The sequence below is a fragment of the Clostridium magnum DSM 2767 genome (genome assembly GCF_001623875.1).
GTDB lineage: Bacteria > Bacillota > Clostridia > Clostridiales > Clostridiaceae > Clostridium_AM > Clostridium_AM magnum.
Genome location: NZ_LWAE01000001.1, coordinates 511813 through 537180 on the forward strand (window position 1 = coordinate 511813; position 25368 = coordinate 537180).

Annotated in this window: 21 protein-coding genes; 15 read left to right on the top strand and 6 right to left on the bottom strand. The window is 31.2% G+C overall.

Translation table 11 applies throughout. The annotated features are described in order from the left end of the window. The first annotated feature begins 50 nt into the window (after positions 1-50). The 6 genes from clpP to CLMAG_RS02475 all read left to right on the top strand — a co-directional run bounded on the left by clpP (position 51) and on the right by CLMAG_RS02475 (position 7993). Positions 51-635 (top strand): ATP-dependent Clp endopeptidase proteolytic subunit ClpP, encoded by a 585-nt coding sequence (gene clpP, locus CLMAG_RS02450; RefSeq protein ID WP_066617427.1) that lies wholly within the window; start codon positions 51-53, stop codon positions 633-635. A 19-nt stretch (positions 636-654) separates the two neighbouring features. Continuing rightward, positions 655-1944, top strand: coding sequence for an ATP-dependent Clp protease ATP-binding subunit ClpX (gene clpX / locus CLMAG_RS02455; RefSeq protein ID WP_066617430.1), 1290 nt, complete (start codon positions 655-657; stop codon positions 1942-1944). A 160-nt stretch (positions 1945-2104) separates the two neighbouring features. Beyond that, entirely contained in the window at positions 2105-3781 is a 1677-nt protein-coding gene (lonB, locus tag CLMAG_RS02460) for an ATP-dependent protease LonB (protein WP_066617433.1), read from the top strand. A 373-nt stretch (positions 3782-4154) separates the two neighbouring features. Then, on the top strand, positions 4155-6473 hold the full coding sequence (gene lon / locus CLMAG_RS02465; protein ID WP_066617436.1) for an endopeptidase La: 2319 nt from the start codon (positions 4155-4157) through the stop codon (positions 6471-6473). A 91-nt stretch (positions 6474-6564) separates the two neighbouring features. Further along, positions 6565-7161, top strand: coding sequence for a ribosome biogenesis GTP-binding protein YihA/YsxC (gene yihA / locus CLMAG_RS02470; protein ID WP_066617439.1), 597 nt, complete (start codon positions 6565-6567; stop codon positions 7159-7161). 31 nt (positions 7162-7192) lie between these two features. Then, a complete protein-coding gene (locus CLMAG_RS02475; protein ID WP_066617445.1) occupies positions 7193-7993 on the top strand; it encodes a CPBP family intramembrane glutamic endopeptidase in 801 nt (266 codons plus the stop codon). Between the two features lie 160 nt (positions 7994-8153). Here CLMAG_RS02475 and CLMAG_RS02480 read toward each other — a convergent pair whose 3' ends face one another. The 3 genes from CLMAG_RS02480 to CLMAG_RS02485 form a co-directional block, all read right to left on the bottom strand. After that, positions 8154-8606, bottom strand: coding sequence for a hypothetical protein (locus CLMAG_RS02480; RefSeq protein ID WP_082831767.1), 453 nt, complete (start codon positions 8604-8606; stop codon positions 8154-8156). Between the two features lie 58 nt (positions 8607-8664). Continuing rightward, positions 8665-8814, bottom strand: coding sequence for a hypothetical protein (locus CLMAG_RS32185; RefSeq protein WP_161486912.1), 150 nt, complete (start codon positions 8812-8814; stop codon positions 8665-8667). Positions 8815-8990: 176 nt separating this feature from the next. Then, the gene (locus tag CLMAG_RS02485; protein WP_066617451.1) at positions 8991-9173 is read right to left on the bottom strand and encodes a hypothetical protein; all 183 of its coding nucleotides are present in this window, start codon (positions 9171-9173) and stop codon (positions 8991-8993) included. A gap of 293 nt (positions 9174-9466) precedes the next feature. On the opposite strand from CLMAG_RS02485, the gene CLMAG_RS02490 reads away from it, so the two are divergent. Further along, complete coding sequence (locus CLMAG_RS02490) at positions 9467-10420, top strand: helix-turn-helix transcriptional regulator (protein ID WP_066617453.1); 954 nt, start codon at positions 9467-9469, stop codon at positions 10418-10420. Between the two features lie 164 nt (positions 10421-10584). Here CLMAG_RS02490 and CLMAG_RS02495 read toward each other — a convergent pair whose 3' ends face one another. Further along, on the bottom strand, positions 10585-11523 hold the full coding sequence (locus CLMAG_RS02495; RefSeq protein WP_066617465.1) for a hypothetical protein: 939 nt from the start codon (positions 11521-11523) through the stop codon (positions 10585-10587). A 131-nt stretch (positions 11524-11654) separates the two neighbouring features. On the opposite strand from CLMAG_RS02495, the gene CLMAG_RS02500 reads away from it, so the two are divergent. Further along, positions 11655-12890, top strand: coding sequence for an ABC transporter substrate-binding protein (locus tag CLMAG_RS02500; protein ID WP_066617468.1), 1236 nt, complete (start codon positions 11655-11657; stop codon positions 12888-12890). Positions 12891-12996: 106 nt separating this feature from the next. Here CLMAG_RS02500 and perR read toward each other — a convergent pair whose 3' ends face one another. Next, on the bottom strand, positions 12997-13422 hold the full coding sequence (gene perR / locus CLMAG_RS02505; protein ID WP_066617471.1) for a transcriptional regulator PerR: 426 nt from the start codon (positions 13420-13422) through the stop codon (positions 12997-12999). Between the two features lie 236 nt (positions 13423-13658). Here perR and CLMAG_RS02510 point away from each other — a divergent pair, with 236 nt between their 5' ends. Continuing rightward, on the top strand, positions 13659-14996 hold the full coding sequence (locus tag CLMAG_RS02510; protein WP_066617474.1) for an APC family permease: 1338 nt from the start codon (positions 13659-13661) through the stop codon (positions 14994-14996). A 106-nt stretch (positions 14997-15102) separates the two neighbouring features. On the opposite strand, the gene CLMAG_RS02515 is transcribed toward CLMAG_RS02510, so the two are convergent. Further along, positions 15103-17457: a helix-turn-helix domain-containing protein gene (locus tag CLMAG_RS02515; RefSeq protein ID WP_066617477.1), complete on the bottom strand. Its 2355-nt coding sequence runs from the start codon at positions 17455-17457 to the stop codon at positions 15103-15105. Between the two features lie 599 nt (positions 17458-18056). Between CLMAG_RS02515 and CLMAG_RS02520 the strand changes: the two genes are divergently transcribed. From CLMAG_RS02520 to CLMAG_RS02545, 6 genes are all read left to right on the top strand, one after another. Further along, complete coding sequence (locus CLMAG_RS02520) at positions 18057-19046, top strand: sugar ABC transporter substrate-binding protein (protein ID WP_066617480.1); 990 nt, start codon at positions 18057-18059, stop codon at positions 19044-19046. A 141-nt stretch (positions 19047-19187) separates the two neighbouring features. Then, positions 19188-20675: a sugar ABC transporter ATP-binding protein gene (locus tag CLMAG_RS02525; RefSeq protein ID WP_066617482.1), complete on the top strand. Its 1488-nt coding sequence runs from the start codon at positions 19188-19190 to the stop codon at positions 20673-20675. Positions 20676-20678: 3 nt separating this feature from the next. Continuing rightward, positions 20679-21716 carry an ABC transporter permease gene (locus tag CLMAG_RS02530; protein ID WP_066617487.1) on the top strand — a complete coding sequence of 346 codons (1038 nt, stop codon included), beginning with the start codon at positions 20679-20681 and terminating at the stop codon, positions 21714-21716. A 60-nt stretch (positions 21717-21776) separates the two neighbouring features. Next, a complete protein-coding gene (locus CLMAG_RS02535) occupies positions 21777-23003 on the top strand; it encodes an NAD(P)-dependent malic enzyme (RefSeq protein WP_066617489.1) in 1227 nt (408 codons plus the stop codon). Positions 23004-23079: 76 nt separating this feature from the next. After that, complete coding sequence (locus CLMAG_RS02540; RefSeq protein ID WP_201787640.1) at positions 23080-24111, top strand: type II glyceraldehyde-3-phosphate dehydrogenase; 1032 nt, start codon at positions 23080-23082, stop codon at positions 24109-24111. Continuing rightward, positions 24096-25358 (top strand): phosphoglycerate kinase, encoded by a 1263-nt coding sequence (locus CLMAG_RS02545; RefSeq protein ID WP_066617492.1) that lies wholly within the window; start codon positions 24096-24098, stop codon positions 25356-25358. Before CLMAG_RS02540 ends, CLMAG_RS02545 begins: the two co-directional genes overlap by 16 nt. Positions 25359-25368: the final 10 nt, after the last annotated feature.

Sequence of the window (25368 nt, forward strand, 5' to 3'; positions counted from 1 at the left end):
TTCAAATGGGTAAAATCACTTATATGGTGATTAAAAAGGAGGAGAGGATTATGAGTTTAGTACCAGTAGTCGTTGAGCAAACTAACAGAGGAGAAAGATCATATGATATTTATTCTAGACTTTTAAAGGACAGAATAATAATGTTAAGTGAGGAAGTTAACGATGTTACTGCTAGTCTTGTAGTAGCTCAGTTATTATTCTTAGAGGCAGAAGACCCTGATAAAGATATACATTTATACATAAATAGCCCAGGCGGATCTATAACTGCTGGAATGGCAATTTATGATACTATGCAGCATATTAAACCAGATGTGTCAACTATATGTGTAGGTATGGCAGCTTCAATGGGTGCATTTTTGCTTACCGCGGGAGCAAAAGGAAAGAGATTTGCTTTGCCAAATGCTGAAGTAATGATACATCAACCTCTTGGAGGATTTCAAGGTCAAGCGACAGATATAGGAATTCATGCAGATAGAATACTTAAAATAAAGAAAAAATTGAATACTATATTAAGTGAAAGAACAGGTCAGCCACTAGAAACAATTGAGAGGGATACAGAAAGAGACAACTTCATGTCAGCAGAGGATGCTAAAAACTATGGATTAATAGATGAAGTAATTGTAAAAAAGAAATAACCTTTAGAGAGGTGTTATAATGGCCAAAATTGATGAAAAGAAACAATTGAAATGTTCATTTTGCGGCAAAACTCAAGATCAAGTTAGAAGATTGATAGCGGGGCCAGGTGTATATATTTGTGATGAATGTATAGAACTTTGTTCTGAGATAATAAGCGATGAATTTGAAGAAGACGTTCAGGTAGATATGAGCTCTCTTCCTAAGCCTATAGATATAAAGGGTTATCTTGATCAATATGTAATTGGTCAAGATGGTGCAAAAAAATCTTTAGCAGTAGCAGTTTATAATCATTACAAAAGAATTAACTCAAATATTAATAATGATGATGTTGAATTGCAAAAAAGTAATATTCTTCTATTAGGACCTACAGGATCAGGAAAAACTCTTTTAGCTCAGACCTTAGCAAAATTTTTAAATGTACCTTTTGCTATAGCTGATGCTACTACTTTAACTGAAGCTGGTTACGTTGGAGAAGATGTTGAAAATATACTATTAAAGCTTATTCAAAATGCTGATTATGATATAGAAAGAGCTGAAAGAGGAATAGTATATATAGATGAAATAGACAAAATAGCTAGAAAATCAGAAAATCCATCTATAACTAGGGATGTATCAGGAGAAGGTGTACAGCAAGCTTTATTAAAGATACTTGAAGGTACAGTGGCATCCGTACCACCTCAGGGTGGGAGAAAACATCCTCACCAAGAATTTATACAAATAAATACATCTAATATATTATTTATTTGTGGTGGTGCTTTTGATGGAATAGATAAAATTATTGAAAATAGAACAAGAACCAGCACATTAGGTTTTGGTGCCGAAATTCAATCTAAAAAGGAAAAGGATCTTGGAACACTTTTACAGGATATAATGCCAGGGGACTTATTGAAATTTGGTCTTATTCCTGAATTTGTAGGAAGACTTCCAATAGTGGTAACACTTGATGCTTTAGATAAAAAAGCATTGATTAGCATTTTAAAGGAACCTAAAAATGCCCTTGTCAAACAGTATAAAAAGCTTTTCGAAATAGACAATGTTGAGCTTGAGTTTACTGATGAGGCTTTAGAAGCAATTGCTGATGAAGCAATGAAAAGAAGTACAGGAGCGAGAGGTCTTAGAGCAATAATAGAAGATACCATGAAGGATATAATGTTTGATATTCCTTCAAGGGAAGAAATAGCCAAAGTAATTGTGAATCAAGAAACTATTACTACAAAGCAACCTGAACTTGTTAATGCAGAGGGTGAAAAGAGAACTCCAATAAAAGTTAAAAAGTCAAGAACTAGAAAAGGTTCAGAAACAGCATAGAGAATTGAGAGTACTGTGAAAAACGGTACTCTTTTCTGTTTTTAATCCTCAATTCACCATTTTAAATTAATATTAGAATATCCTCCATAAAAGATGAGCATAATAATTACAGAGATTATTTTACAGGTAATATAGGGAATTCTGGAGGGATGTTTTAAAAATGATGTATTCTTTAATGATTATTGAATTAATAGTTACTGTTGTCATGGGAGCTTACTTTTTTAACGCACTAAAAAATCAGCAATCTAGAAAGGTAATCATAGATAGAGAGAATAAAAAGGAAATGGAGAAACTTAAAAAATTAAGAGAGATAAAGCTAACAGAACCTCTCACAGAAAAAAGTAGACCATCTTCTTTTAGTGAGATAACAGGTCAAGAAAAGGGAATAAAAGCTCTTCAAGCAGCTTTATGTGGAGCCAATCCCCAGCATGTTATAATATATGGACCACCTGGAATTGGTAAGACTGCAGCAGCTAGATTAGTGCTGGAACATGCAAAGAAAAAAGAATATTCACCTTTTGCCGAGAATGCAAAGTTTATCGAAATTGATGCCACTACGATAAGGTTTGATGATAGGGGAATAGCAGATCCCCTTATAGGATCGGTACATGACCCTATATATCAGGGAGCAGGATCCTTGGGAGTAGCTGGTATACCGCAACCTAAGGCAGGAGCCGTTACGAAAGCACATGGAGGGATACTTTTTATAGATGAAATAGGAGAATTACATCCTATTGAAATGAACAAATTATTAAAGGTTTTAGAAGATAGAAAAGTTTTTTTAGATAGTTCTTATTATAATTCATCTGATGATAATATGCCCACATATATAAAGGATATTTTTGAAAATGGTCTTCCTGCAGATTTTAGATTAGTTGGAGCTACTACAAGAAATCCGGAGGAAATTACTCCAGCATTAAGATCAAGATGTGTAGAAATATTTTTTAGGCCTCTTTTACCAGATGAAATTCAAGTTATAGCTAAAAACTCAGTTAATAAGATAGGATTTACTATAGGGGAAAAGGCATGTGATTTAGTAGGAAGATATTCGCAAAATGGAAGGGATGTTGTAAATTTAATTCAACTTGCATCAGGTATAGCATTAGATGAAGCAAGAAAGGAAATTACAGTAAGTGATGTAGAATGGGTAATAGAGAATGGTCAATATTCTCCAAGACCTGAAAAGAAAATAAGAGAATTTCCAGCAGTAGGATATGTCAATGGATTAGCAGTTTATGGAGCAAACATGGGGGCTGTAATGGAAGTAGAGGCTACAGCTAAGAAGGTAACCCTTAGAAAGGGCAATATAAGAATAACAGGCATAATAGAAGAAGAAGAGATAAGTAATCAAAACAGAAAAATGAGAAGAAAAAGCACGGCAAGATGCTCAGTAGAAAATGTAATAACTGTAATAGAAAAAATATTTAACCTAAATTGTGATGAATATGATATACATATAAACTTTTCAGGAGGAGCACCTGTAGATGGACCTTCAGCAGGCATAAGTATAGCTACAGCTATTTATAGTGCTATAAATAATATACCAATAAATAATGAAGTAGCAATGACTGGTGAAATATCTATACATGGAGATGTCAAACCTATAGGTGGAGTAAATGCAAAGATTCAAGCAGCTAAAAAAGCAGGTGCAAAGATTGTAATAATACCAATTGAAAATTGGCAGGATAGTTTTTCTCAATTAGAAGGAATAAAGGTTATTTCTGTGAAAAATATTAATGAAGTACTTGATATTTCTATATTAAAAGAAGATAAAGACAGTTCAACTGTTCAAATAGAAACAAATGTAGATGTCCTCTCTGCTGAATCAGCTACATAGAATGAGGACTTTAATCAGGTGGGCTTTTAAGCCCATCTGGCTAATAAGTTATTGAAGCAAGATCTTAATTCAGATGGGGATTCTTTTCCCCATCTGAATTTTAGAGCTGGGAATGCATGGCTTACTTGGCGTTGAACTCCCACTTAAACAGAGAACTAAAATCTATGATTTTGTGTGAATAGCTTACTCCTCTGACGTTAGGAAGAGGAGTTTCATATAAAGTGGGAGACTTACGCCAAGTTAGTCAGGTGAAAAATAGGCAAGCTTAATACAATAATTGAAAAAAAACTATTTTATGGTTATAATATATTAGTCTAACTATATATTAATTTATTAGTAGGTTATACTAAAATAAAAAAACGGGGGGAGAAATATGGATAAAGATATGAAGGTTATTCCTCTGATTCCCTTAAGAGGCATTACTATATTTCCATACATGGTTTTACATTTTGATGTAGGTAGGGAGAAATCTATACTTGCACTGGAAGAAGCAATGCTTTCAGATCAAAAAATATTTTTAGCTGCACAAAAGGAAGCTAAAATTGAAGAACCGGATGAAGATGATATTTTTAACATAGGTACAATTTGTAACATAAAACAAATATTAAAATTACCAGGAGATACTGTACGTGTACTAGTTGAAGGTGAAAGCAGAGGAAGATTAAAAGAATATATTGAGAAAGAACCTTTTTTAAAAGTTAAAATTGAAGTGCTAGAGGACAAAGAATGTGTTGAAAGTCAGAAATGTGAAGCACTTGTTCGTTCTGTTAAAAAGAGTTTTGAGCAATATACGAAGTTATCAGGAAGTATACCTGTAGAAACAGTAATTACAGATGATTTAGATAGTCCTGGAAGACTTTCAGATGTAGTAAGTTCTTATTTAATGCTAAAGCAAGAAAGTAAACAAGAGCTTCTGGAGGCCTATGATGTTGAGGAAAGACTTGAAAAACTTCTTGAGATATTAACTAATGAAGTTGATATATTAAAATTAGAAAGAAATATTGGAGCAAAAGTAAAAAATAAAATAGATAAAGTTCAAAAAGAATACTACTTAAGAGAGCAATTAAAAGCTATACAGGAAGAGCTTGGCGAAGAAGATGAAGATAAAAAAGAGATAGCGAAGTATAAAAATAAAATAAATAAGGCAAGGCTTCCAAAGCCAGTTAAAGAGAAAGCGTTATATGAATTAGATAGATTAAAGAATAGTGGAAGTTACTCAGCTGAGGGTGGAGTGATAAGAACATATTTAGATTGGATTCTTGATCTACCTTGGAATACTGAAACAAAAGATAACCTAGATATAAAGACTGCTAGAGCAGTACTAGAAAAAGAGCATTATGGTCTTGAAGATGTAAAGGACAGAATAATCGAATATTTGGCAGTTAGAAAAATGAGTAACTCACTAAGAGGTCCTATACTTTGCCTTGTTGGACCACCAGGAGTAGGTAAAACTTCTATAGCTAGATCTATAGCAAATGCATTAAATAGAAAGTTTGTAAGAATGTCTTTAGGTGGAGTAAGAGATGAGGCTGAAATAAGAGGTCATAGAAAAACTTATGTTGGAGCTATACCTGGAAGAATTATATATGGAATGAAGCAAGCAAAATCGAAAAATCCACTATTTCTATTAGATGAGATAGATAAAATGAGTAATGATTTTAGAGGAAATCCAGCAGATGCACTTTTAGAAATACTGGATGCAGAACAGAATAATACATATAGGGATCATTATCTTGAACTTGACTTTGATTTATCTAATGTTTTATTTATAACTACAGCCAATAGTCTAGAGACTATACCAAGGCCTTTGCTTGATAGAATGGAGATTATAGAAGTTTCTGGCTACACTAGTGAAGAGAAATTTCATATATGTAAAGATCATTTAATAACTAAAAAGCTAAAAGAGCATGAAATAGATGAAGAAAAAATCAAGTTCTCCGATGCATCTATTTATTATTTGATTGATCACTATACAAGAGAATCAGGCGTTAGAAGTCTTGAAAGAAAGACATCTTCTGTTATAAGAAAAGCAGTAGCAGAAATGCTAGAAAAAGATAAGAAAAATATTATTATAACAGTGAACAAAGTTAAAAGCTATCTTGGTCCTGAGATATATATTTATGATAAAGCTGATAAAGAAGATAAAGTTGGAGTTGTAATGGGAATGGCGTGGACTGGATACGGAGGAGATACCCTTCCTATAGAAGTAACTGTTATGCCTGGAACAGGAAAATTAGAGCTGACAGGACAGCTTGGTGATGTAATGAAGGAATCTGCGAAAGCAGGATATAGCTATGTTAGAGCTAATGCTTATAAATATGGAATAGATAAAGAGTTCTATAAGAATAAAGACCTTCATATACATGTTCCAGAGGGAGCTGTACCGAAGGATGGACCATCAGCAGGTGTGACAATGATTACTGCTATGGTATCTGCTTTAAGTGAAAAGAAAGTAAAACATAATGTAGCTATGACTGGGGAGATAACTTTAACTGGTAGAGTTTTACCTATAGGTGGATTAAAAGAAAAAAGTCTTGCTGCTTATAGAGCCGGTATTGATACTGTAATAATACCTAAAGATAATGAAAAAGATTTATTTAAAATACCTAAGACAATTAAAAGTAAGTTGAATTATATAATAGCAGATAATATAGATATTGTACTAAAAAGTGCTATTGTAAAAAATGACTAAACTTATTTCAACTAAGAATCAGATGGTGGTTAAAATTCTATCTGATTCAAGTTTCACTTCATGAGAAAAAAGAATATACGGAGATGAATATATGGAAATAAAACAAGCAGAATTTACGACCTCAGCGGTACTTAGATCTCAATATCCTACAGATAATAGAGTGGAGATAGCTTTTGTAGGAAGATCTAATGTGGGTAAGTCTTCTCTCATAAATACTCTGACTAATAGAAGAAAGTTAGTTAAAGTTAGTGGTACTCCTGGTAAAACTAAGTTAGTAAACTTTTTTCTAATAAATAATGAATTTTATTTTGTTGATTTACCTGGATACGGATATGCTAAAGTTTCAAAAGTAGAAAAAGAAAGCTGGGGAAAAGTAATTGAAACCTATTTGCTTAAGAGAGAGCAGTTAAAAAAGATAGTGCTTCTGGTAGATTGCAGGCATAAACCAACCGAAGATGACATAATTATGTACAAATGGATAAAATATTATAATTATGATACTGTTGTGGTTGCGACAAAAATTGATAAATTAAAAAAGTCTGAAATCCAAAGGAACTTAAAAGTAATAAAAGATACCTTAGGATTACAGCAAGATGATCAATTATTAACTTTTTCTTCTCTTAAAAAATTAGGCAAAGAGGAACTTCTACAAGTTATGGAAGAAACCTTGACTGAAGCTAAGGATTAGCTAGTGGAGAAATAAGCAGGGAGAAAATATAATGATTAAAATTGATATTATTAAAGATGCCCTTGTATTTTTGTTTGTTTATATGCCTCCATTTATACTGTTCGCAAATTTTTGGAGAGAAAAACATAAAGGAAAAGTGCCTTTGGTATTAATGGGATTTTTGTATATTATAATTTCGTTTTTTACTCAAAACCTGCTCCCTTTTATTTTTGTAATTTTAAATATTAAATACTTAAAGTCTGCTGAGAATGCTCATGATACCTTTACAAGTGAATATGTTTCATTTTACAGTATGTATTATAGTAAGAAGAGTCTAAGCAGTAAGTTTAAAGGGGATTATGAAAGGTTTAAATTTAGCTTAAAAAGTTTTAATCTTATGGTAGGGATAAAAGTAACCTTTATCTCCTATTTAATGACTATTCTTATATCAGCATTGGAAACAATTTTACTTTCTAATTTTAAGGTTGAAGCAGAACAACAAGAAATAGTTACTTGGATGACAGATATGCCCTTAGATAAATTTTTGATTATGATACCTATAGTTACAATATTTGCGCCAGTACTTGAAGAGTTTGTATTCAGGTGGATATTATTTCAAAAAACTTTTAGACCAAGAATAGGAATATATCTTGCATCTATATTAAGTAGTTTAATTTTTGCATTTATACACTTTAATTTAAGAGCATTTCCAGTGCTAGTGTGGATAGGATTATATAATTGTTATCTAATTAATAAAAAAGGTTATTGGTATTCAGTATTTAATCATTTTATGTTTAATTCGGTAACAACTACAATATTATTATTAGAAAAGTTAGGAACAATAAAACTTTAATAGAGCACCTTTTTGAAGATGCCCTGTAGACGTACATAATAAGCTATACTATGTACGTCCATTTTATTTATTATAGAGTTTAACTATATTTATAAATAAAATATTTGTACATGATACATATATTCACTTAAACTGGTAATCATACGTACTAATTTTGTCTTTATTTTCTATTCCTTTTGTTAGTGTCTTCATCAGCGCCGCTAAGATTTGATTTTATAAAATCGAGTATTGCGTCAGTGCCGCCAGGTGTATTTTGAAGATTATTCACAGCGTTTAATAACTCATCATGAACATTAGCACCTTTACCGCCGTCTACTTGGTCAAGTCTATCTGCTAAAAGTGAAAGTTGAGACTGTAGTTTATTCATATCTATTTTAGATGAACTAGTTTCTTTACTTACATCATTTAAGTCAAGATTACGAATCATGGAGCTTAATTGATCCGTATTCATATTTTTTGCGCCTACAAATGAAGAAAGTAATGAAATAACTTGATTTATATCTATATTTTTTAGCAAATCACCTATATTAAAGCCACCAAAACTACCTAATCCACTAGAGTTACTAGAAACGCTAGTTGAATTTTTAGGGGCTTTGTGATGATGTTTACCCATTATATCACTCCCTTATAGAAAGGAGAGCTGTTAAGCTCTCCCTATTTAATATTTGATTCTAGTGACGGCAGCTGCATCCACAAACTATCAATACTGCTAGAGTAATTAATACAGCGTAACGAGCACCTTTCCTTCTGTTAAATCCTAGAAGTAATAATGCTATTATAGCTGCTAGAGCTAATAATCTATTACCTTGAAAAACTTCCATATTTAGACCCCCCTTTCTGGGCTGTGGTTTTATTTAATTCTTATCACTTTATGTCTTTTGTTTTATCCATATATTACCTTGATGTTTTTAATACTTAGTTGCCATCAGTTGTTTTATAAGACATATCGTACACTTTTGTATTATTGACACAGATTAATTAATATCTTGACCTAAAATTAGCATTTAGTTTTCATGCCGCATCCACAAACTATTAGAACAGAAAGAATAACTAGCACTGCATAAATAGTACCTCTGCATCTACCAAAAGCTAGCAATATTAATCCTATTAAAGCTGCTAGCGGTAATAAGAAATTACCTCTATCTTCATGATCGTGACAACAACAATGTCTATGACTCATATTCAGACCCCCCTTTCTGGGCTATGGTTTTATTTTAATCTTATTACTTTACTTCTTTTGATTTAATTAATTTTCATCTAATGGTTACTTAATTAGCTTTTCTTTTAATTTGTTTTATAGTATATACTATTCATTCCTATACCATTTGACACAAAAAAATGTACATATTACTAAAAAATAAATATAACTATTAATATATATTTTAGGTTTATTTATAAACCCACTAAAATAAATGAATAATAAGACGATATAAATAGAGATTAGTTATAAATTTATATCGGGGGTAAAAGGTTATGTCTAAGATATCTCATTTACTTGAAATGATAATTACATTACAATACAAGGGACTTACTACTGCATCGGAACTAGCTGAAACTTTAGATGTTGACAAAAAAACTATATATAGATATATAAGTAGCTTAAATAAGGCAAGTATACCTGTACACACAAAAAAGGGCAGATATGGCGGATTTTATATAGACGAGGAATTTTATATGAAGCCATCCAAGCTTAGTGAAGATGAGATACAATCTTTGCTTATGGCAACACAAATACTTACAGAAGAAAATGGGTTTATACATCAAAAGCATTTAGAAAGTGCTGTATCTAAAATAAAGAGCTTTTCTGTGAATGACAATATGGAATTAAAGTCTTTGAATGATAATGGTGATTTTAAAATAAACGAAATAGGATCTCTACAAAATTTAGAAGATAAGATATCAAAAATTAATTATTCAATGAATAGGGGAAGAGCATTGAGTTTAAATTACTTCTCTATAAATAAGAATAGTTTAACTATAAGAAAAGTGGATCCCTATAATCTAATATTTAAATCAGGAGCATGGTATATAATTGGTTATTGTCATATGAAGGAGAAGGTAGAGACTTTTAAAGTATCGAGAATCAAGAGTTTAAAAGTAACTGATGAAATATATATGAGACCTCATAATTTTCAATTAAAAGATTACCTAGAAAATTGTTGGGGGCTATTTACAGGAGAAAAAACTAAAGTTATAATAAAATTTGATAAGGATATTCAATCCTTTATAAAAGATACAAAATGGCATGTAAATCAGGAAATAAAAAGTCTAGAAGATGGATCAGTATTATTTAGCGTTTATGTAGATGAAACCGATGGTGTTAAAAATTGGGTAATGAGCTTTGGTAAAAATGCAGAAGTAATAGAACCTTCGGAGCTTAGAGATGAAATAAAGCAGGAAGTTCAAGAAATGTATAAAAAATATTAAATATTTTTTAAAAATGGTGAATAAAATTTACGGGATGGGTTAATATAATAAATGTAATTCGGAGATATAATCTCCTAAAGCACTAAGTGATAACAAACTTTCACTTAGTGTAATAACCCCCCATCCCCCTTGGGACCGTTAAAAGCGGTCCCTTTTTGTTTCATCTATTTTAAATACATAGAATAAATCTTGAAATAGTAATTCTCTTTACTATCTGTGTCAGGAGTTAATAAAAGATTCAAAGTATAATTTTTTACTATGCTACTATCTGTATTAGAGGTACCTCTAAAATTTAAGGTCCAAAGTACTTCAGAGACGTCACCATCTTTATTACATTTATTTTCTACGAATAATCCATCTTGAAACACATAAGTATTATTCTCACTGGCTAATTTATTTACTGCAGATAAACCAGAGGTTACTATGTCTGGAGAAAATATGTCTTTAGGCATATAGGCTTGGCTATGAGGAAGGCCTTGTATAAACTTAACAAAAGTACAGACTGTATCTTTCCCCATAAATATGTTATTACTATCATAATTATAATTTTTAAATTTGTAATTCAAAAACATATAGTTTGACAATAATATGTTATCATTCTGTAATTTTCCTGAGATAACCTTTGGAGTTTTATTGTTTTTACAATCTATAAACCCCAAAATATTATTTGAATTGGAAAAAATATTTTCAAACTTACCATCGTTCCAAATAAAAAAATGCTGAACAGAGTTCTCATTGTTGGAAGACTGAATAAATATTTCGGGAATTTTATCTCTAGATACATCCATAAGAGTTACTCTCATTGGCCAGTAAGGAGAGTGTGAGCCAATTGGTGGAGCATTTTTATCCGTTTCAATAGCGTAGCTCTTATCTTTAGTTTTAACTTCAATGCTATACTTGTCTCCATCTCTTTTTACAGACATTAGCTCATCTTTTCCATCCCCATTAAAATCTGCTTTTATTGTTTTATCATCATTGATATTGCTAAAGGTTGGAGAAGGTTTCTTTGATATCATTAAAATTATTAATAATATAAATAATACTAATGCTAAAATTAAAAAATAGATAAATTTTTTCTTTAGAAATATTACCCTAAACTTCATATATTTCACCTCCATTTAATTATATGAAGTTATTATATATTTAATTATTATGTACAAAATAAGCTTATAATGCTTTTATAAGTAAAATAAATTATTAAATAGATAAACTACTGAAGTGAAAGGAGGAAACTATGTTTAATAAGAGAAAAACATTAATAATTTTCTTATTGATGGCACTGATTATTAATATAAGTGGCTGTGGTAATTCAAACAACGAGACCTCAAAAGAAAAACAGTTGAACATATATCTAGACGTTAAAGATAAGGAGTCTTTAAATATAATAAAATTTGTTACAGAAGAATATAAAAAAGCAAATCCCAAGGTTAAGGTTAGCTTAAATAACGCCATAGGAGAAAAAATAGAAGAAGATATAAGCAAGGGAAATGAAGCGGATATTGTTATTACATCAAGAAATAACATGTTAACACTAAGTAGAAAAGGACTCTTAAGTGATATGGGGAATTACTACGATGAAAACAAAATAAATGATAGATATTACAATGTAGTTAAAGCATATGGAAGATATGAGGATAAGTATTATGGAATAGGGTTAATTCCATACACAATGGAGGTTTTATATAATAAAGATACCTTTGATAAATTAGGGTTAAAAGCACCTACAACTCTAGGTGATTTAAAAGATACGCTAAAAAAACTTGGTGAAGGGTCTAAACGAATACCAGTAGTAATTTCAGAAGACTTAGATATAAATAGTGGCTTGTTTTCTATCATAGTAAACAATAGAGTTAGTATGAGAAAGTTAGAAAGCAAGTATGATAGCGGAGCTAATTCTTATAAAACTATAACTGAAATGCAGCAAGCTTTTGATACTTTAAATGATTTGATTAAATATGGAAGCATAACCAAAAATACCTTTGAAATTGGCAATGAAAGTACGGTGAATAAATTTGAAAAAGGAGATATACCAGTTATAATATGTTCATCTTACTATGCTAATACTTTTAAAGATGACAATATAAAGGCAATTGGCGAAAATATAAATGACTCCTCAGTTAAATTTAATGTACCCGTCGTATTAAATTCTATTATTTGTGTAGCTGTAAATAATAAAAATGGTGAAGAGGTAGGTAATTTTATAAAATTTGTACTAAATGATGATGCTCAAAAGAAACTAAAGGAAAAAGGATTTGTAACTGGAAATAAGAAAGTAAATGGCGATAAAGAGAAAGGTGTTAAAGGAATAGTTATACAGCATCTTTCAACTAGTACAGAGGATAGTGTAGCTTATGTTTATAATATACCACAAAAGTTAAAAAATAATATATCTTCTAAGATAGATGAAATGCTTTCTGGCAAAGAGACTAAAAAGGAATGGGAAGAAGTAGTAGATGAAGCCTATAAGTAATTTAAGAAAAAATAAGCACTAATTAAAATTAAGAATTTAAAAAGTAAAATAGAACAGCAGTTACTAAATAATTGTAACTGCTGTTAATGTTTATACTTAATAAGAGCTAGTTTTCTTTAATGCTATTCTTACAAGATTTACATATACCATAAAAGTATATTTGGTTTGCTAAAACTTCGTAATCAGTAAAGTCCTTAACTTTGTCATTTAAGTCTGAAAAACAAACACCATGGACATCATCTACTTTACTACAATTTAAACATTGTATGTGAGGATGCGGTGAGGTATTACCGTCATATCTAAAATTACCTTCACCTACATTAAGTTCTTGAACAAGATTTACTTCAACTAATGTTTTTAAAGCCTTGTAAACTGTTGCTAAGCTCATTGTAGGATACTCTGTTTGAAGTGCTTTATATATTGTCTCGGCAGATGGATGTTCATTTGTAGATTGTAAAAATTTATAAACAGCAATACGTTGAGGAGTAAGCTTTAATTTCTTTTCCCTAAAAATGTTAGCTAAATTATTCATATACACCATCCTAGTTATATAATTACTTATACTATATAATAAAAATTATTAATTGTCAAAAGCAATTTTTGAAATTAATAGTACGTTTTACCTTAAGTTCAGAAATTTAAGTTTCTAAAAACAAACTTTTATGATATATGAATAATTTTATGCAAATATTGTAAAAATATGCTTAAACTAAAATATGCGTGATGTTATTATCTTATCGAATAAACTTATAGGGAGGTAAGCAGAAAATGAGTAAGGACGAATTAAAAAAGGAAATTGGTCTTATACCCGCTCTGGCAATCGTTATTGGTATGGTTATCGGTTCTGGAGTATTTTTTAAACCTAGGGCAGTATTTAGTGCCACAGGAGCTCCGGGCTTAGGGATATCAGCATGGATTTTAGGCGGAATTATATCTATAGCAGGTGGTCTTACAGCTGCTGAGATATCTGCAGCTATACCAAGAACTGGTGGTATGGTAGCTTACTTAGAAGAAACTTATGGTGATATTTGGGGATATCTTTTAGGATGGGCTCAAATAGTCATATATTTTCCAGCAAATGTAGCTGCTCTTGCAATAATATTTGCGACTCAAGTGGTTTCATTGCTAGGTTTAGGTGATGCAATATTAATTCCAATAGCAATAATATCAACTATTTTTTTATTATTTATGAATTCGTTAGGATCAAAAACAGGGGCAGTTATTCAGACTGTTTCTACCTTTGGTAAGTTAATACCACTAGTTGCAATCATAGTTGTGGGACTTATGAATGGGGATGGTGGTGTAGTTAGATTATTTCCTATGACAGCTGCGGATCATCCAATCGGTACAAGTTTAGGTTCAGCTCTCGTAGCTACAATGTTTGCTTATGAAGGGTGGATAAACGTTGGAGCTATAGCGGGAGAAATGAAAAACCCAGCCAAAGACTTACCTAGAGCAATAGTTGGTGGTTTATCATTAGTTATGGCCGTTTACATATTGATAAATATAGCTTATTTATTTGTATTACCAGCAAGTGTCCTTGCTGCAACAAAAACACCAGCTGCTGATGTTGCAAATGTAATCTTTGGACCATCAGGTGGAAAGATTATTACAATAGGTATACTAGTATCAATATTTGGTGCATTAAATGGATATATACTAACTGGAATGAGAATTCCATATGCTATGGCAATAGAGAATAAACTACCAGGAAGTAAATGGTTAGCGAAGTTACATCCAACCTTTAAAACTCCAATAAACAGCGGTATATTAATCACAGTTATATCAATATTGTTGATATTTTCAGGTAAGTTTGATCAGTTAACTGATTTATTGGTATTTGTAATATGGATATTCTACTGTATGACGTTCTATGCAGTAATAGTACTTAGAAAGAATCAACCTAATCTACATAGACCATACAAAGTTCCTTTATACCCTATAATGCCGGCTATAGCTATAATTGGGGGATTATATATAATACTAAATACTTTATTTACTCAGCCGTTAAATGCAGGTTTAGGAATAGTTCTTACACTAATAGGTTATCCTATTTATAAAGCGAGAAAAGATAAGTTTACAAAATCAGAAGATAATATTGCTTAGAAAGTCTAAGAATGGTATTAGTCTGTTGTGTTAGGTGCTTTTACTAGTACCTAACACAACAGATTTTTTACATTAATATCCAAATACGGTTGCGGTAGCTTAATTCTTAGCTAATGATAGAGTTATTTTTATAATTAGTTCTATACTGATTTGGTGAAATACCATAGTTTTTTTTGAAAGCAGTATAAAAATAATTGCTATTACTAAATCCTACAGCTGTAGATATATCAGACACGGTAAGATCTGTTGTTTCAAGCAAAGCCTTGGATTTATTAAATCTAAATTCTGATATATAGTTAGAAAGTGATTTATTTACTGTATTTTTAAATATAGTTCTTAAATAATTAGGTGAAATATCTACGTAATCTGCAATAGATTCCGCTGATAAGCATGGATTACTATAGTTTTCCTCAATGTATTTTAATGTTGTAGTCACAATAGTGTCAGATTTATTTGATTTTTTCTCATTAAGTTGATTAATGAAATCAGTATAGAAACTCATAAACCAGAACTTAACTTCATCTAAGGTTTCTAGCTTATCTAAATTATTTAAGAAACTTTTTAAGCTCATATCTGAAGGTTCATTATTTATAAAATGTAGAGAATCTACTAATTTTTTCGAGTGTAATGCCAAATGAGATATGCTAAGTAGCATATTACTATAAGAATATGTACTGATAGTAGCTAGTATCTTATCAAGTTGAGTTTCTACACTCTTAATGTTTCCTAATTTAATAGAGTTAAAAAGTAAGGTTTCCATACCCTCGTCATAATGATAATCATTATTTATATGTTTATTTATTTCTTTATAATAAAGAATAGAATTTATTCCAAATTTTAATGTATATTTTAAACAATTTATAGCAACTTTATAGGATATCGACAATTGATTTATGTCACAAATATAGCACCCAATTCCAGCAGAAAGAGAAATTTTATAATATAGTGATACATATTCTTGAATTTCTTTTATAAGGTTAAAAATTAGGTCTAAGTTTTCCATTGAATTTTCATCTGATATATTCAAAATAAGCGCCATATAGGTACTGTTTATAAAAATACATTCATTATTATAATATTTCGATGATACATCGTGACATATATTACAAATGCCAAATCTTAATAAGTTCCTGCCGTCATGATCATATTTAGAATAAAAATCCTTAAGTCTATCTACTTTAAATACTACCACTAAATTGCCTTCATCAGGTAATTTGATATCTAGTTCATTGAGTTTTGTCCTTATATTTTTAATAGCTACACCATCATTTAATAAAAGACCTTCTAGTAACCGTTTTCTTATGAAGCTTGTATCTTCGTTAGTAAGGTTTTTTAATGTTACTGGTTCATTAAGTATATTATCAATAGCTAAAGATAACAGATCTAGTTCATTAGAATCAATGGTGTTTTCAGAATCAGAAATTATAGGTAACTTACTCTTAACTTGTTTTACTATTTTATCAATAGGAGAATAGATCTTTTTAGATACAATGTATGAGAAAATTATTCCTACAATAAATAAAAGAATAAACATTGCTATCAGCAGTTTTGTCATGACATTAATACTTTGAAGTAAGGTTTTATATGGAGTTATAGATACAAACTTTAACCCTAATCTACTAGAAGAAGAATATGTAACGACACAAGGAGTACCATCAATAGTAGATAAAAAACTACCTTTTGAGTTTTTTGATTTAAATATGTTTTGTATATAGCTATTTTCAGAAATATTTCTTAAAAACATATTTGAATTAGAATGCATAACTATATTTCCTTTTTCATCAACGGCAAATAAATCACATCCATCTTCAGATATAGTTTTAAAGTATTTTTGAATTTCTACTGCATCTAAGTTTACAATTATGGCACCATCAGGTAAAGAGTTTTTTGGATTTTTACTATTGCATAATGCAATAGTAAGAACATCTTTATCATACTTCAAATTGTTTTTTAATACTGTATTTATTTTTCTTGGAACTAGTTTTGAAGTAAATGTTTCTGAAGAATCTTTTAAAAAACTCAATATTTCATGGTCATAAAAATCTTTAATGTCTATGGAATTAGATATAGAGCTATAAATTTTGCCGTTATTATTATTATAGATATAAACAGATTGAATAGATGGAGGTAAAGAATTCAAGTACATAACTTTTGAGCTCTCATCAATTGCACTTAGTTTATCTTGTTCACCATACATAAGGTTAGAAATATCTTGGCTAAGATACAGTTGATAAGTAAAAAGCTTGGCCCAATTTAAGCTATAGTCAATATAATAACTTGCTTGGTTTAATATTTTTTCAGATGAATTAGTAGAATTTTTTATTATTTGCCGCTTATAGCCATTATATAAAATTGTAGTTGATATAAATAAAATTATGGATGTAAGTATTATATAAGATGAAAGAAGTTTTATAAAAGTGCTTTTAAAGTTGATTTTTATATTGTTTTTTAAATAGTTCATATATATCTCCCCTCAATTTTAAAACTTAGTTTTAAAAATATAACCTTATTGAAGTTAATTTTTAAATAGAAAGTTAAAAATTAAAGCTATATTTTTACTTGACTTAGAAATTTACTTTAAAACTCAGCAAATAAGTTATAGATAAATACAAAATTAACACTATTATTAAACAAAGTATTCACAATTATTCGAAGTATAATTGTGTGAAAAAAACAAAGGAATAATTAAAAATTAAAGTTTGGAATTTTTCGAATATACAGTATTATCTTAATAGAGCAACACATAAAGTGCAAGAATCACAAGACAAAAACTATGAATAATAAAAATATGGAATAAAATAGAAGGCGTATGTATAATTAATTCTATCATATTGATCCATATAAATATAGTATCAAATGCTTTCATATTAATTCATGTAAATACATAACTGATTATATTTACATAAATATAATCCATACAAATACGGAACTCAATATTTTTACATAAATATAATCTGTATCTAAATAGCTGAAAGGGGGATATTAGTAATTTTATTAAAGTAGGAAAGTATTTAAAAAAGTAAGAGAATACTTAAGAATTAAAATTGAGGGGGAAATTATATGAAAAGGTATGGAAAATTACTAAGTATATTAGCTGTAACAGCGGTAGTATCATCAGCACTTGTAGGATGTGGAAGCAAATCCACTAGCCAAAATCAACAAACATCAGATAAAAAGGATGGAAAAGCTAATGTTGCTGTTGTATTGAAAGCTGTAAATAGTGACTACTGGAAAACAGTTCAAGCTGGAGCTATGGATGCTGGCAAAGAATTAGGTGTAGATGTAAAGGTACTTGGACCTAATGATGAAACCGATATCGCTGGACAAACTTCACTAATGGAAGATCAAATAGTAAAGAAAGTATCAGTATTAGTTGTAGCGCCATCACAGCCAAGTGCTGCTTTAGCAACTTTTGACAAAGCAGATCAAGCAAGCATTCCTGTTGTATTAATAGATACAGACGCAAAATGGGATAAGAAAAAATCTTTCGTTGGAACAGGAAACTTAGCAGGTGGTAAGCTTGGCGGTAAATATTTAGCTGAAAAGGTTGGAAAAGGATCAGAGGTTGTTATTATAAGAGGCGCACTAGGAGATGCAACCCATGATGAACGTGTAAACGGTGCCAAAGAGGAGTTAGAAGCTGCTGGTGTTAAAATTGTAGAAATTCAACCAGCAAATAGCGATAGAAATAAAGCTATGTCAGTAATGGAGAATTTATTACAAACTCATCCAAATGTAAAAGGTGTTTTCTGCTCAAACGACGAGATGGCTTTAGGTGCAGAAAGAGCACTTAAACAATCAAACAAAACAGGTGTAGCTGTTGTAGGATTTGACGGTTCAGCAGATGCATTGAAATCAATAAAGGCTGGGGAACTTACAGCATCAGTTGCACAAAGTCCATATAATATTGGAAAACTAGGTGTAGAAACTGCTGTTAAGATTGCTAAAGGGGAAAAAGTTGAAAATAGAGTTGATACTGGTACAAAAGTAATAAGTAAAGAAAATGTAGATGCAGCTCAAGCTGAGTTAGATAAAATACTTAAAAAATAATTAGCATAAGAACAAAAATATGAGCCCAACAAGCCGATATAGCAATTCTTATATAAAATAATTATTCTTGTTGGGCATCATAAACTACAGAATTAATAGTGAGTGTAAGAACTTATTTTAAAAGTTGGGGTGATTTAAGTAATGAAACAGCCATTTATTGAATTAAAAGGCGTTTCCAAGATATTTCCTGGGGTTAGAGCATTAAATCAAATAGATTTGGATGTTTATCCAGGAGAGGTTCTGGGATTAGTTGGAGAAAACGGAGCAGGTAAATCTACATTAATTAAAATTCTAACAGGTGCACATAGAAATGATGAAGGAAAAATAAATATTGAAGGTAAAGAGACAGTTATATATGGACCTAAACATGCTATGGAGCTAGGAATAACAGCTATATACCAAGAATTAAATATAGTTAAACAACTTACTGTAGCAGAAAATGTTTTTTTAGGTAGAGAAGTAAAAAAAGGTACACTTCTTGATAGAGCATATATGATTCAGAAATCCTCAGAATTATTAAAAGATTTAGGACAAGAAATTAATCCAAAGTTGCCTATAAGTATGTTAGGAGTTGGGCAACAACAGATGGTTGAAATAGCAAAGGCTTTAAGTGTAAAAACTAAAGTATTAATAATGGATGAACCTACAGCTAGTTTAAGTAATAGAGAAGTTAAAGAGTTATTAAGAACTGTAAAGAGTTTAAGGGAGAAGGGAATAGGAATAGTTTATATTTCCCATAGACTTGAAGAGATAATAGAGATTTGTGACAGAGTTACAATTATGAGGGATGGAGAAAAGGTTAAAACTTTACAAAAAAATGAGATTACAACAGATACTCTAATAAAATTAATGGTTGGAAGAAATCTAGAAGAACAGTTTCCAAAAGTAGAAACTAAAAAAGGTGAGGAAGTACTAAGAGTTGAAGGATTAAGTAGAAATGGTGTGTTTGAAAATGTAACTTTTGGTGTAAAAAAAGGTGAGATTCTTGGAGTAGCAGGCCTTGTAGGGGCTGGAAGAACAGAAGTTATGAGAGTTGTTTTTGGGGCAGACTCAAAAGATGCTGGTGATGTTTACATACACGGTAAAAAAGTTAAAATAACATGTCCTAGAGATGCCATGAGAAATAAAATAGCTTTTTTGACTGAGGATAGAAAAGGACAAGGATTAATTCTAGATAATACTGTGGCATTTAATATGAATATTTCATCTTTTAATAAAATAACGAAGGGTTTTTTACTGGATAGAAAAAAATCAAAACAAAGATGTGCAGAGAATATTAAGAAATTAAATATAAATCCACCACTTGACAGTTTTATAGTAAGACAGTTTAGTGGAGGAAATCAGCAAAAAGTTGTTATAGCAAAATGGTTAAATACAGATGCAGATATATACATTTTTGATGAACCAACAAGAGGGATAGATGTAGGCGCCAAAGTTGAGGTTTATAATGTTATGAATGAGTTGGTAAGCAAGGGCGCCGCGATAATAATGATTTCATCAGAAATGCCAGAGGTGCTAGGCATGAGTGACAGAATTATTGTTATGCATGAAGGAAAGCTTACAGGAGAATTTGATAGAAAAGAGGCTAATCAAGAAAATATTATGAAAGCCGCTTCGGGAGGTATGTAATAAATGGAACAGACAACTAAAAAAGCAAGATTCGATTTGAGCACGGATAAATCTTTAAAAAGTATGTTATCCAAGTTTGGTTCTTTATTAGGTTTGTTAATACTTTGTGTCATTTTAAGTTTTGCATCAGATCAGTTTTTAACTTTTAAAAATATAATGAATATAGCAAACCAATCAGCTTTAAATAGCATAATTTCAGTAGGTATGTTGCTTACAATAATAACGGCAGGTATTGACCTTTCTGTTGGAGCAATGCTAGCGTTGTCTATATGTGTAATGGGAGTTTTAACATCAAAATATCATGTAAATCCGTTTTTAGCACTATTAATATGTTTATCAGTGGGCGCTTTTTTAGGCTTCTTGAACGGTATTATGTTAACTAAAATGAAATTGCCTCATCCATTTATATCCACATTAGCTATGAAAAATGTAGCAAGAGGATTAGCTCTTATAGTTACAGCAGCTTCTCCAATATCAGGTTTTTCTAAATCAGTCCAATTTTTAGGATCAGAGAAAATAGGATCAGTACCAGTAAGTTTCATATTAGTTATAGTGGTATTCATAGGTTTTCACATATTTTTAACTAGAACAGCTCAAGGTAGATATATATATGCAGTTGGAGGTAATCCAGAAGCAGCAAAGTTATCTGGTGTTAACGTACCAAGAACATTAGTAATGGTTTATACAATATCTGGAATAATGTCAGCGTTATGCGGAATAGTGCTAGTAGGAAGAGTTAACGCAGCATTCCCATTAGCAGGTCTAGATTATGATGCAGACGCCATTGCAGCTTGTATAATAGGTGGAGCATCCTTTATGGGGGGATCTGGTACAGTATGGGGAACATTGATAGGTGCTATGATTATGGCTGTACTTAGAAATGGATTAAATCTTCTAAGTGTACCAGCAGATTATCAAACAGTTGCAATAGGTTTAGTTATAATTGGTGCTGTTTATGTAGACGTTCTAAGAAATCAGGCTCAAAAGAAAGCCAAAGCAGTTCCAACTTCAAATACAAGTGCACAAACTACAAGTGCATAAGTTAAGTCCAGAATATTCAAAAAGTTAATTTTACGATAAAGAATAACGGAGGAAATTACATTGGAGTTAAGGGAAAAAACATTAAAATTTCATAAAGAAAATGAAGGTAAAATTGCACTAAAGTGCAAAGTGCCAGTTAGAAATAAAGAGGATATGACACTTGCATATACACCAGGAGTTGCAGAACCTTGTCTAGAAATTGAAAAGAGTCTAGAAACTATCTATGATTACACGTCAAAAGGAAATTGGGTAGCAGTTGTGACTAATGGTACAGCGGTACTAGGCCTAGGAGATATAGGAGCAGCAGCAGGCCTTCCAGTTATGGAAGGAAAAGCAGTATTATTTAAAGCTTTTGCAGGAGTAGATGCTTTTCCAATATGCTTAGAAACAAAGGATATAGATAAGATAGTAGAGACTGTAAAGCTTATGGAACCTACTTTTGGAGGGATAAATTTAGAGGATATCAAAGCTCCAGAATGTTTTGAGATAGAATCTAAGCTTAAAGAAATAAGTAATATACCAATTTTCCATGATGATCAACATGGAACCGCAGTAGTATCTTCAGCATGTCTTATAAACGCATTAAAATTAGTAAATAAAAAATTTGAAGACATAACAATTGTTATAAATGGAGCAGGAGCAGCAGGAACAGCTATTACGAAATTACTTATAAAAATGGGTGCTAAAGATGTTATCTTATGTGATACCAAAGGACCTATATACAAAGGTAGACCAGCAGGTATGAATAAATACAAAGATGAAATAGCAGAAGTAACAAATAAGAAATTAGTAAAAGGAACTCTAGCTGATGCACTAAAAGGAGCAGATGTATTCTTAGGGGTATCTGTAGCAAATTGTGTGACTCAGGAAATGGTTAAGTCTATGAATAGGGATTCAATAATAATGGCTATGGCAAATCCAAATCCAGAAATAGTTCCAGAATTGGCTTTAGAGGCAGGAGCTAAGGTAGTATGTACAGGAAGATCAGATTACCCAAATCAAGTTAATAATGTATTAGCTTTTCCAGGAATATTTAGAGGGGCTTTAGATGTAAGAGCAAGCGATATAAACGATGAAATGAAAATAGCAGCAGCGTATGCTATAGCCGAACTTGTAAGTGAAGATGAATTAAAGCCAGAGTATGTTATACCACAGGCTTTTGATTTAAGAATAGCTCCAAAGGTTGCATACTATGTGGCTAAAGCAGCCATAGAAACAGGTATTGCAAGAAGAGAAAATATTACACCTGAAATGGTCGAAAAACATACAAAAGAATTACTTAAGTAGAAGTTCACATTAAAACATAAATATAATGACTTTAATGAAAATAAATAAAATTAAACTCAAAATTTAGGAGGAATGAATGATGATAAAAGTAGGAGTTGCCGGATATGGAGTTATAGGACAAAGATTGGCAGATGGAGTTGCTGCTCAAAAGGATATGGAGTTAGTGGGAGTTGCAGACGTTGCACCTACTCTTTCAGTAAGAGCGTTAAAAGAAAAAGGAATGCCTTATGCTTTATATAATTCACTACCAGATAATCAAAAATTATTTGATGAAGCTGGAATACCAATAAGCGGAACACTTGAGGACTTGGTACAAAAAGTAGATGTAATGCTTGATGCAAGTCCTGGTGGAATAGGAGCAAAAAATAAAGTAATTTATGAAAAATACAATAAAAAAGCAATATTCCAAGGAGGAGAAAGTAATGATGTTGCTGATGTATTTTTCCATGGGTATGCAAACTATGAAAAAGGTCTTGGAAAGCAATTCTTAAAATTAACTTCCTGTAATACTACTGGATTAATAAGAGCTGTTGACTGCCTAGATAGAGAAGTTGGTATTGAAAAAGTTGCCATTACAATAATAAGACGTGTTGCTGACCCAGGTGATTACCATAGAGGACTTACAAATGCATTACAAGTTGACAAAGCACCTAGCCATCAAGCATTAGACCTTATGACAATAATGCCACATGTAGATGCAACAGGAATACTAGTTCATACACCAGTAACTCATGGACATATAATTACTGTTCTAGCTACACCTAAACAGGATATATCAAAAGAACAATTAATAGAGCTATTCAGTAAACATCCAAGAATAAGAGTTGTAAAACTTGCTGATGGGTTCCAAGGAAATGCTTCTTTATTTAGATATGCAAGAGATCTTGGAAATCCAAGAGGAGATATGTACGAAATAGCATTATTTGAAGAGTCTATTGTTAAGTCTGGCAAGGATATAATGTTTGCAATAAATATTCCACAAGAAGCTGTAGTTATACCAGAAAATATGGATGCTGTAAGAGCAGCAATGCAAATGCAAACAGACAGATTAGAAGCAGTTGCAGAAACAAATAAATATTTGGGGTTGGGAAAATGGATGGAAAAATAGAAACAGGAATAAGGTCTATGGAAGAATTTAACTATAAAGATAAGACAGTATTACTAAGACTTGATGTAAACTCACCAATTGATCCTGAAACTAAAAAGATAGTAAGTGAAAATAGAATAAATAAGAGTATCCCTACATTAACATACCTAATAGAGCAGGGAGCAAAGATTGCTATAATAGCACATCAAGGAGATACACTTGACTATCATAATCTTATATCAATGAAAGAACACGCAGAAAAATTATCACAAAGATTAGGTAGAGAAGTTAAATATATTGATGATGTTTGCGGCCTAGCAGCTCAAGAGGCAGTGAAGAATTTGAAAAGTGGTGAATTAGTTCTTTTAGGTAATCTTAGATATTTATCAGAAGAAATATCCACTTTCGAGGATGCCGTAAAACTTGAGGCTCATGAAATGCTAAACACCTACTTGGTAAGGAGTCTTGCTCCAATAGTAGATTGTTATGTAAATGACGCATTTGCAGCAGCTCACAGAAATGCTCCATCTATGGTAGCTTTTCAAGAATTGCTTCCAACTGCAGCAGGCTCACTTATGTTTAAAGAGATAAGTGCACTTACAAAAGTTATGGAAACACCAGACAAACCTTCAGTGTTTGTACTAGGAGGGCTTAAAATATCAGATGCCTTTGGAATGATGAAGCAGGTATTAGAAAATGGTTCTGCAGACAAAATATTATGCGCTGGTATAACAGGACATATAATGCTTATGGCACAAGGATATGATTTAGGAGAGGCTAATATAAAGTTCATAAAGGATAGAAAACTTGATGTATTTATAGAACCTGCAAAAGACTATCTTCAAAAGTATGGTGAGAAAATAGTGTATCCAGTGGACATAGCATATGAAGAGGATGGGGTTAGAAAAGAAGTTTGTATAGAAGACCTTCCTACAAGTCGCATGTGTATGGATATAGGACATAAAACTATAGAGATACTTGAAGAAGAACTTGCAAAAGCAGGTACTATATTTGTAAATGGACCTGCGGGAGTATATGAAAATAAAATATTTGAAGATGGTACAAAGGCTATATGGAATTCAATAGCAGAAGCTAAAGGGTATTCTGTTATCGGCGGAGGGGATACAGTTAGTGCAGCACAGCGGTTTATTGATACATCAAAAATAAACTATGTATGTACAGCTGGAGGTGCAATGGTAAGATTCCTTTCTGGAGTGAAATTGCCTTTAATAGAGGCAATGAAAAAGGCTTATAATAAAACTTTTTAAGTAATTGGAG

What these genes read in the sequence shown, in the direction of transcription:
- clpX (WP_066617430.1), top strand. Translation starts at nt 655, where the DNA reads ATGGCCAAAATTGATGAAAAGAAACAATTGAAATGTTCATTTTGCGGC.
- CLMAG_RS02525 (WP_066617482.1), top strand. Translation starts at nt 19,188, where the DNA reads ATGAAACAGCCATTTATTGAATTAAAAGGCGTTTCCAAGATATTTCCT.
- lonB (WP_066617433.1), top strand. Translation starts at nt 2,105, where the DNA reads ATGATGTATTCTTTAATGATTATTGAATTAATAGTTACTGTTGTCATG.
- CLMAG_RS02490 (WP_066617453.1), top strand. Translation starts at nt 9,467, where the DNA reads ATGTCTAAGATATCTCATTTACTTGAAATGATAATTACATTACAATAC.
- CLMAG_RS02540 (WP_201787640.1), top strand. Translation starts at nt 23,080, where the DNA reads ATGATGATAAAAGTAGGAGTTGCCGGATATGGAGTTATAGGACAAAGA.
- yihA (WP_066617439.1), top strand. Translation starts at nt 6,565, where the DNA reads ATGGAAATAAAACAAGCAGAATTTACGACCTCAGCGGTACTTAGATCT.
- CLMAG_RS02500 (WP_066617468.1), top strand. Translation starts at nt 11,655, where the DNA reads ATGTTTAATAAGAGAAAAACATTAATAATTTTCTTATTGATGGCACTG.
- CLMAG_RS02495 (WP_066617465.1), bottom strand. Translation starts at nt 11,523, where the DNA reads ATGAAGTTTAGGGTAATATTTCTAAAGAAAAAATTTATCTATTTTTTA.
- CLMAG_RS02475 (WP_066617445.1), top strand. Translation starts at nt 7,193, where the DNA reads ATGATTAAAATTGATATTATTAAAGATGCCCTTGTATTTTTGTTTGTT.
- CLMAG_RS02510 (WP_066617474.1), top strand. Translation starts at nt 13,659, where the DNA reads ATGAGTAAGGACGAATTAAAAAAGGAAATTGGTCTTATACCCGCTCTG.
- CLMAG_RS02530 (WP_066617487.1), top strand. Translation starts at nt 20,679, where the DNA reads ATGGAACAGACAACTAAAAAAGCAAGATTCGATTTGAGCACGGATAAA.
- CLMAG_RS32185 (WP_161486912.1), bottom strand. Translation starts at nt 8,814, where the DNA reads ATGGAAGTTTTTCAAGGTAATAGATTATTAGCTCTAGCAGCTATAATA.
- CLMAG_RS02545 (WP_066617492.1), top strand. Translation starts at nt 24,096, where the DNA reads ATGGATGGAAAAATAGAAACAGGAATAAGGTCTATGGAAGAATTTAAC.
- CLMAG_RS02480 (WP_082831767.1), bottom strand. Translation starts at nt 8,606, where the DNA reads ATGGGTAAACATCATCACAAAGCCCCTAAAAATTCAACTAGCGTTTCT.
- clpP (WP_066617427.1), top strand. Translation starts at nt 51, where the DNA reads ATGAGTTTAGTACCAGTAGTCGTTGAGCAAACTAACAGAGGAGAAAGA.
- lon (WP_066617436.1), top strand. Translation starts at nt 4,155, where the DNA reads ATGGATAAAGATATGAAGGTTATTCCTCTGATTCCCTTAAGAGGCATT.
- CLMAG_RS02515 (WP_066617477.1), bottom strand. Translation starts at nt 17,457, where the DNA reads ATGAACTATTTAAAAAACAATATAAAAATCAACTTTAAAAGCACTTTT.
- CLMAG_RS02485 (WP_066617451.1), bottom strand. Translation starts at nt 9,173, where the DNA reads ATGAGTCATAGACATTGTTGTTGTCACGATCATGAAGATAGAGGTAAT.
- perR (WP_066617471.1), bottom strand. Translation starts at nt 13,422, where the DNA reads ATGAATAATTTAGCTAACATTTTTAGGGAAAAGAAATTAAAGCTTACT.
- CLMAG_RS02520 (WP_066617480.1), top strand. Translation starts at nt 18,057, where the DNA reads ATGAAAAGGTATGGAAAATTACTAAGTATATTAGCTGTAACAGCGGTA.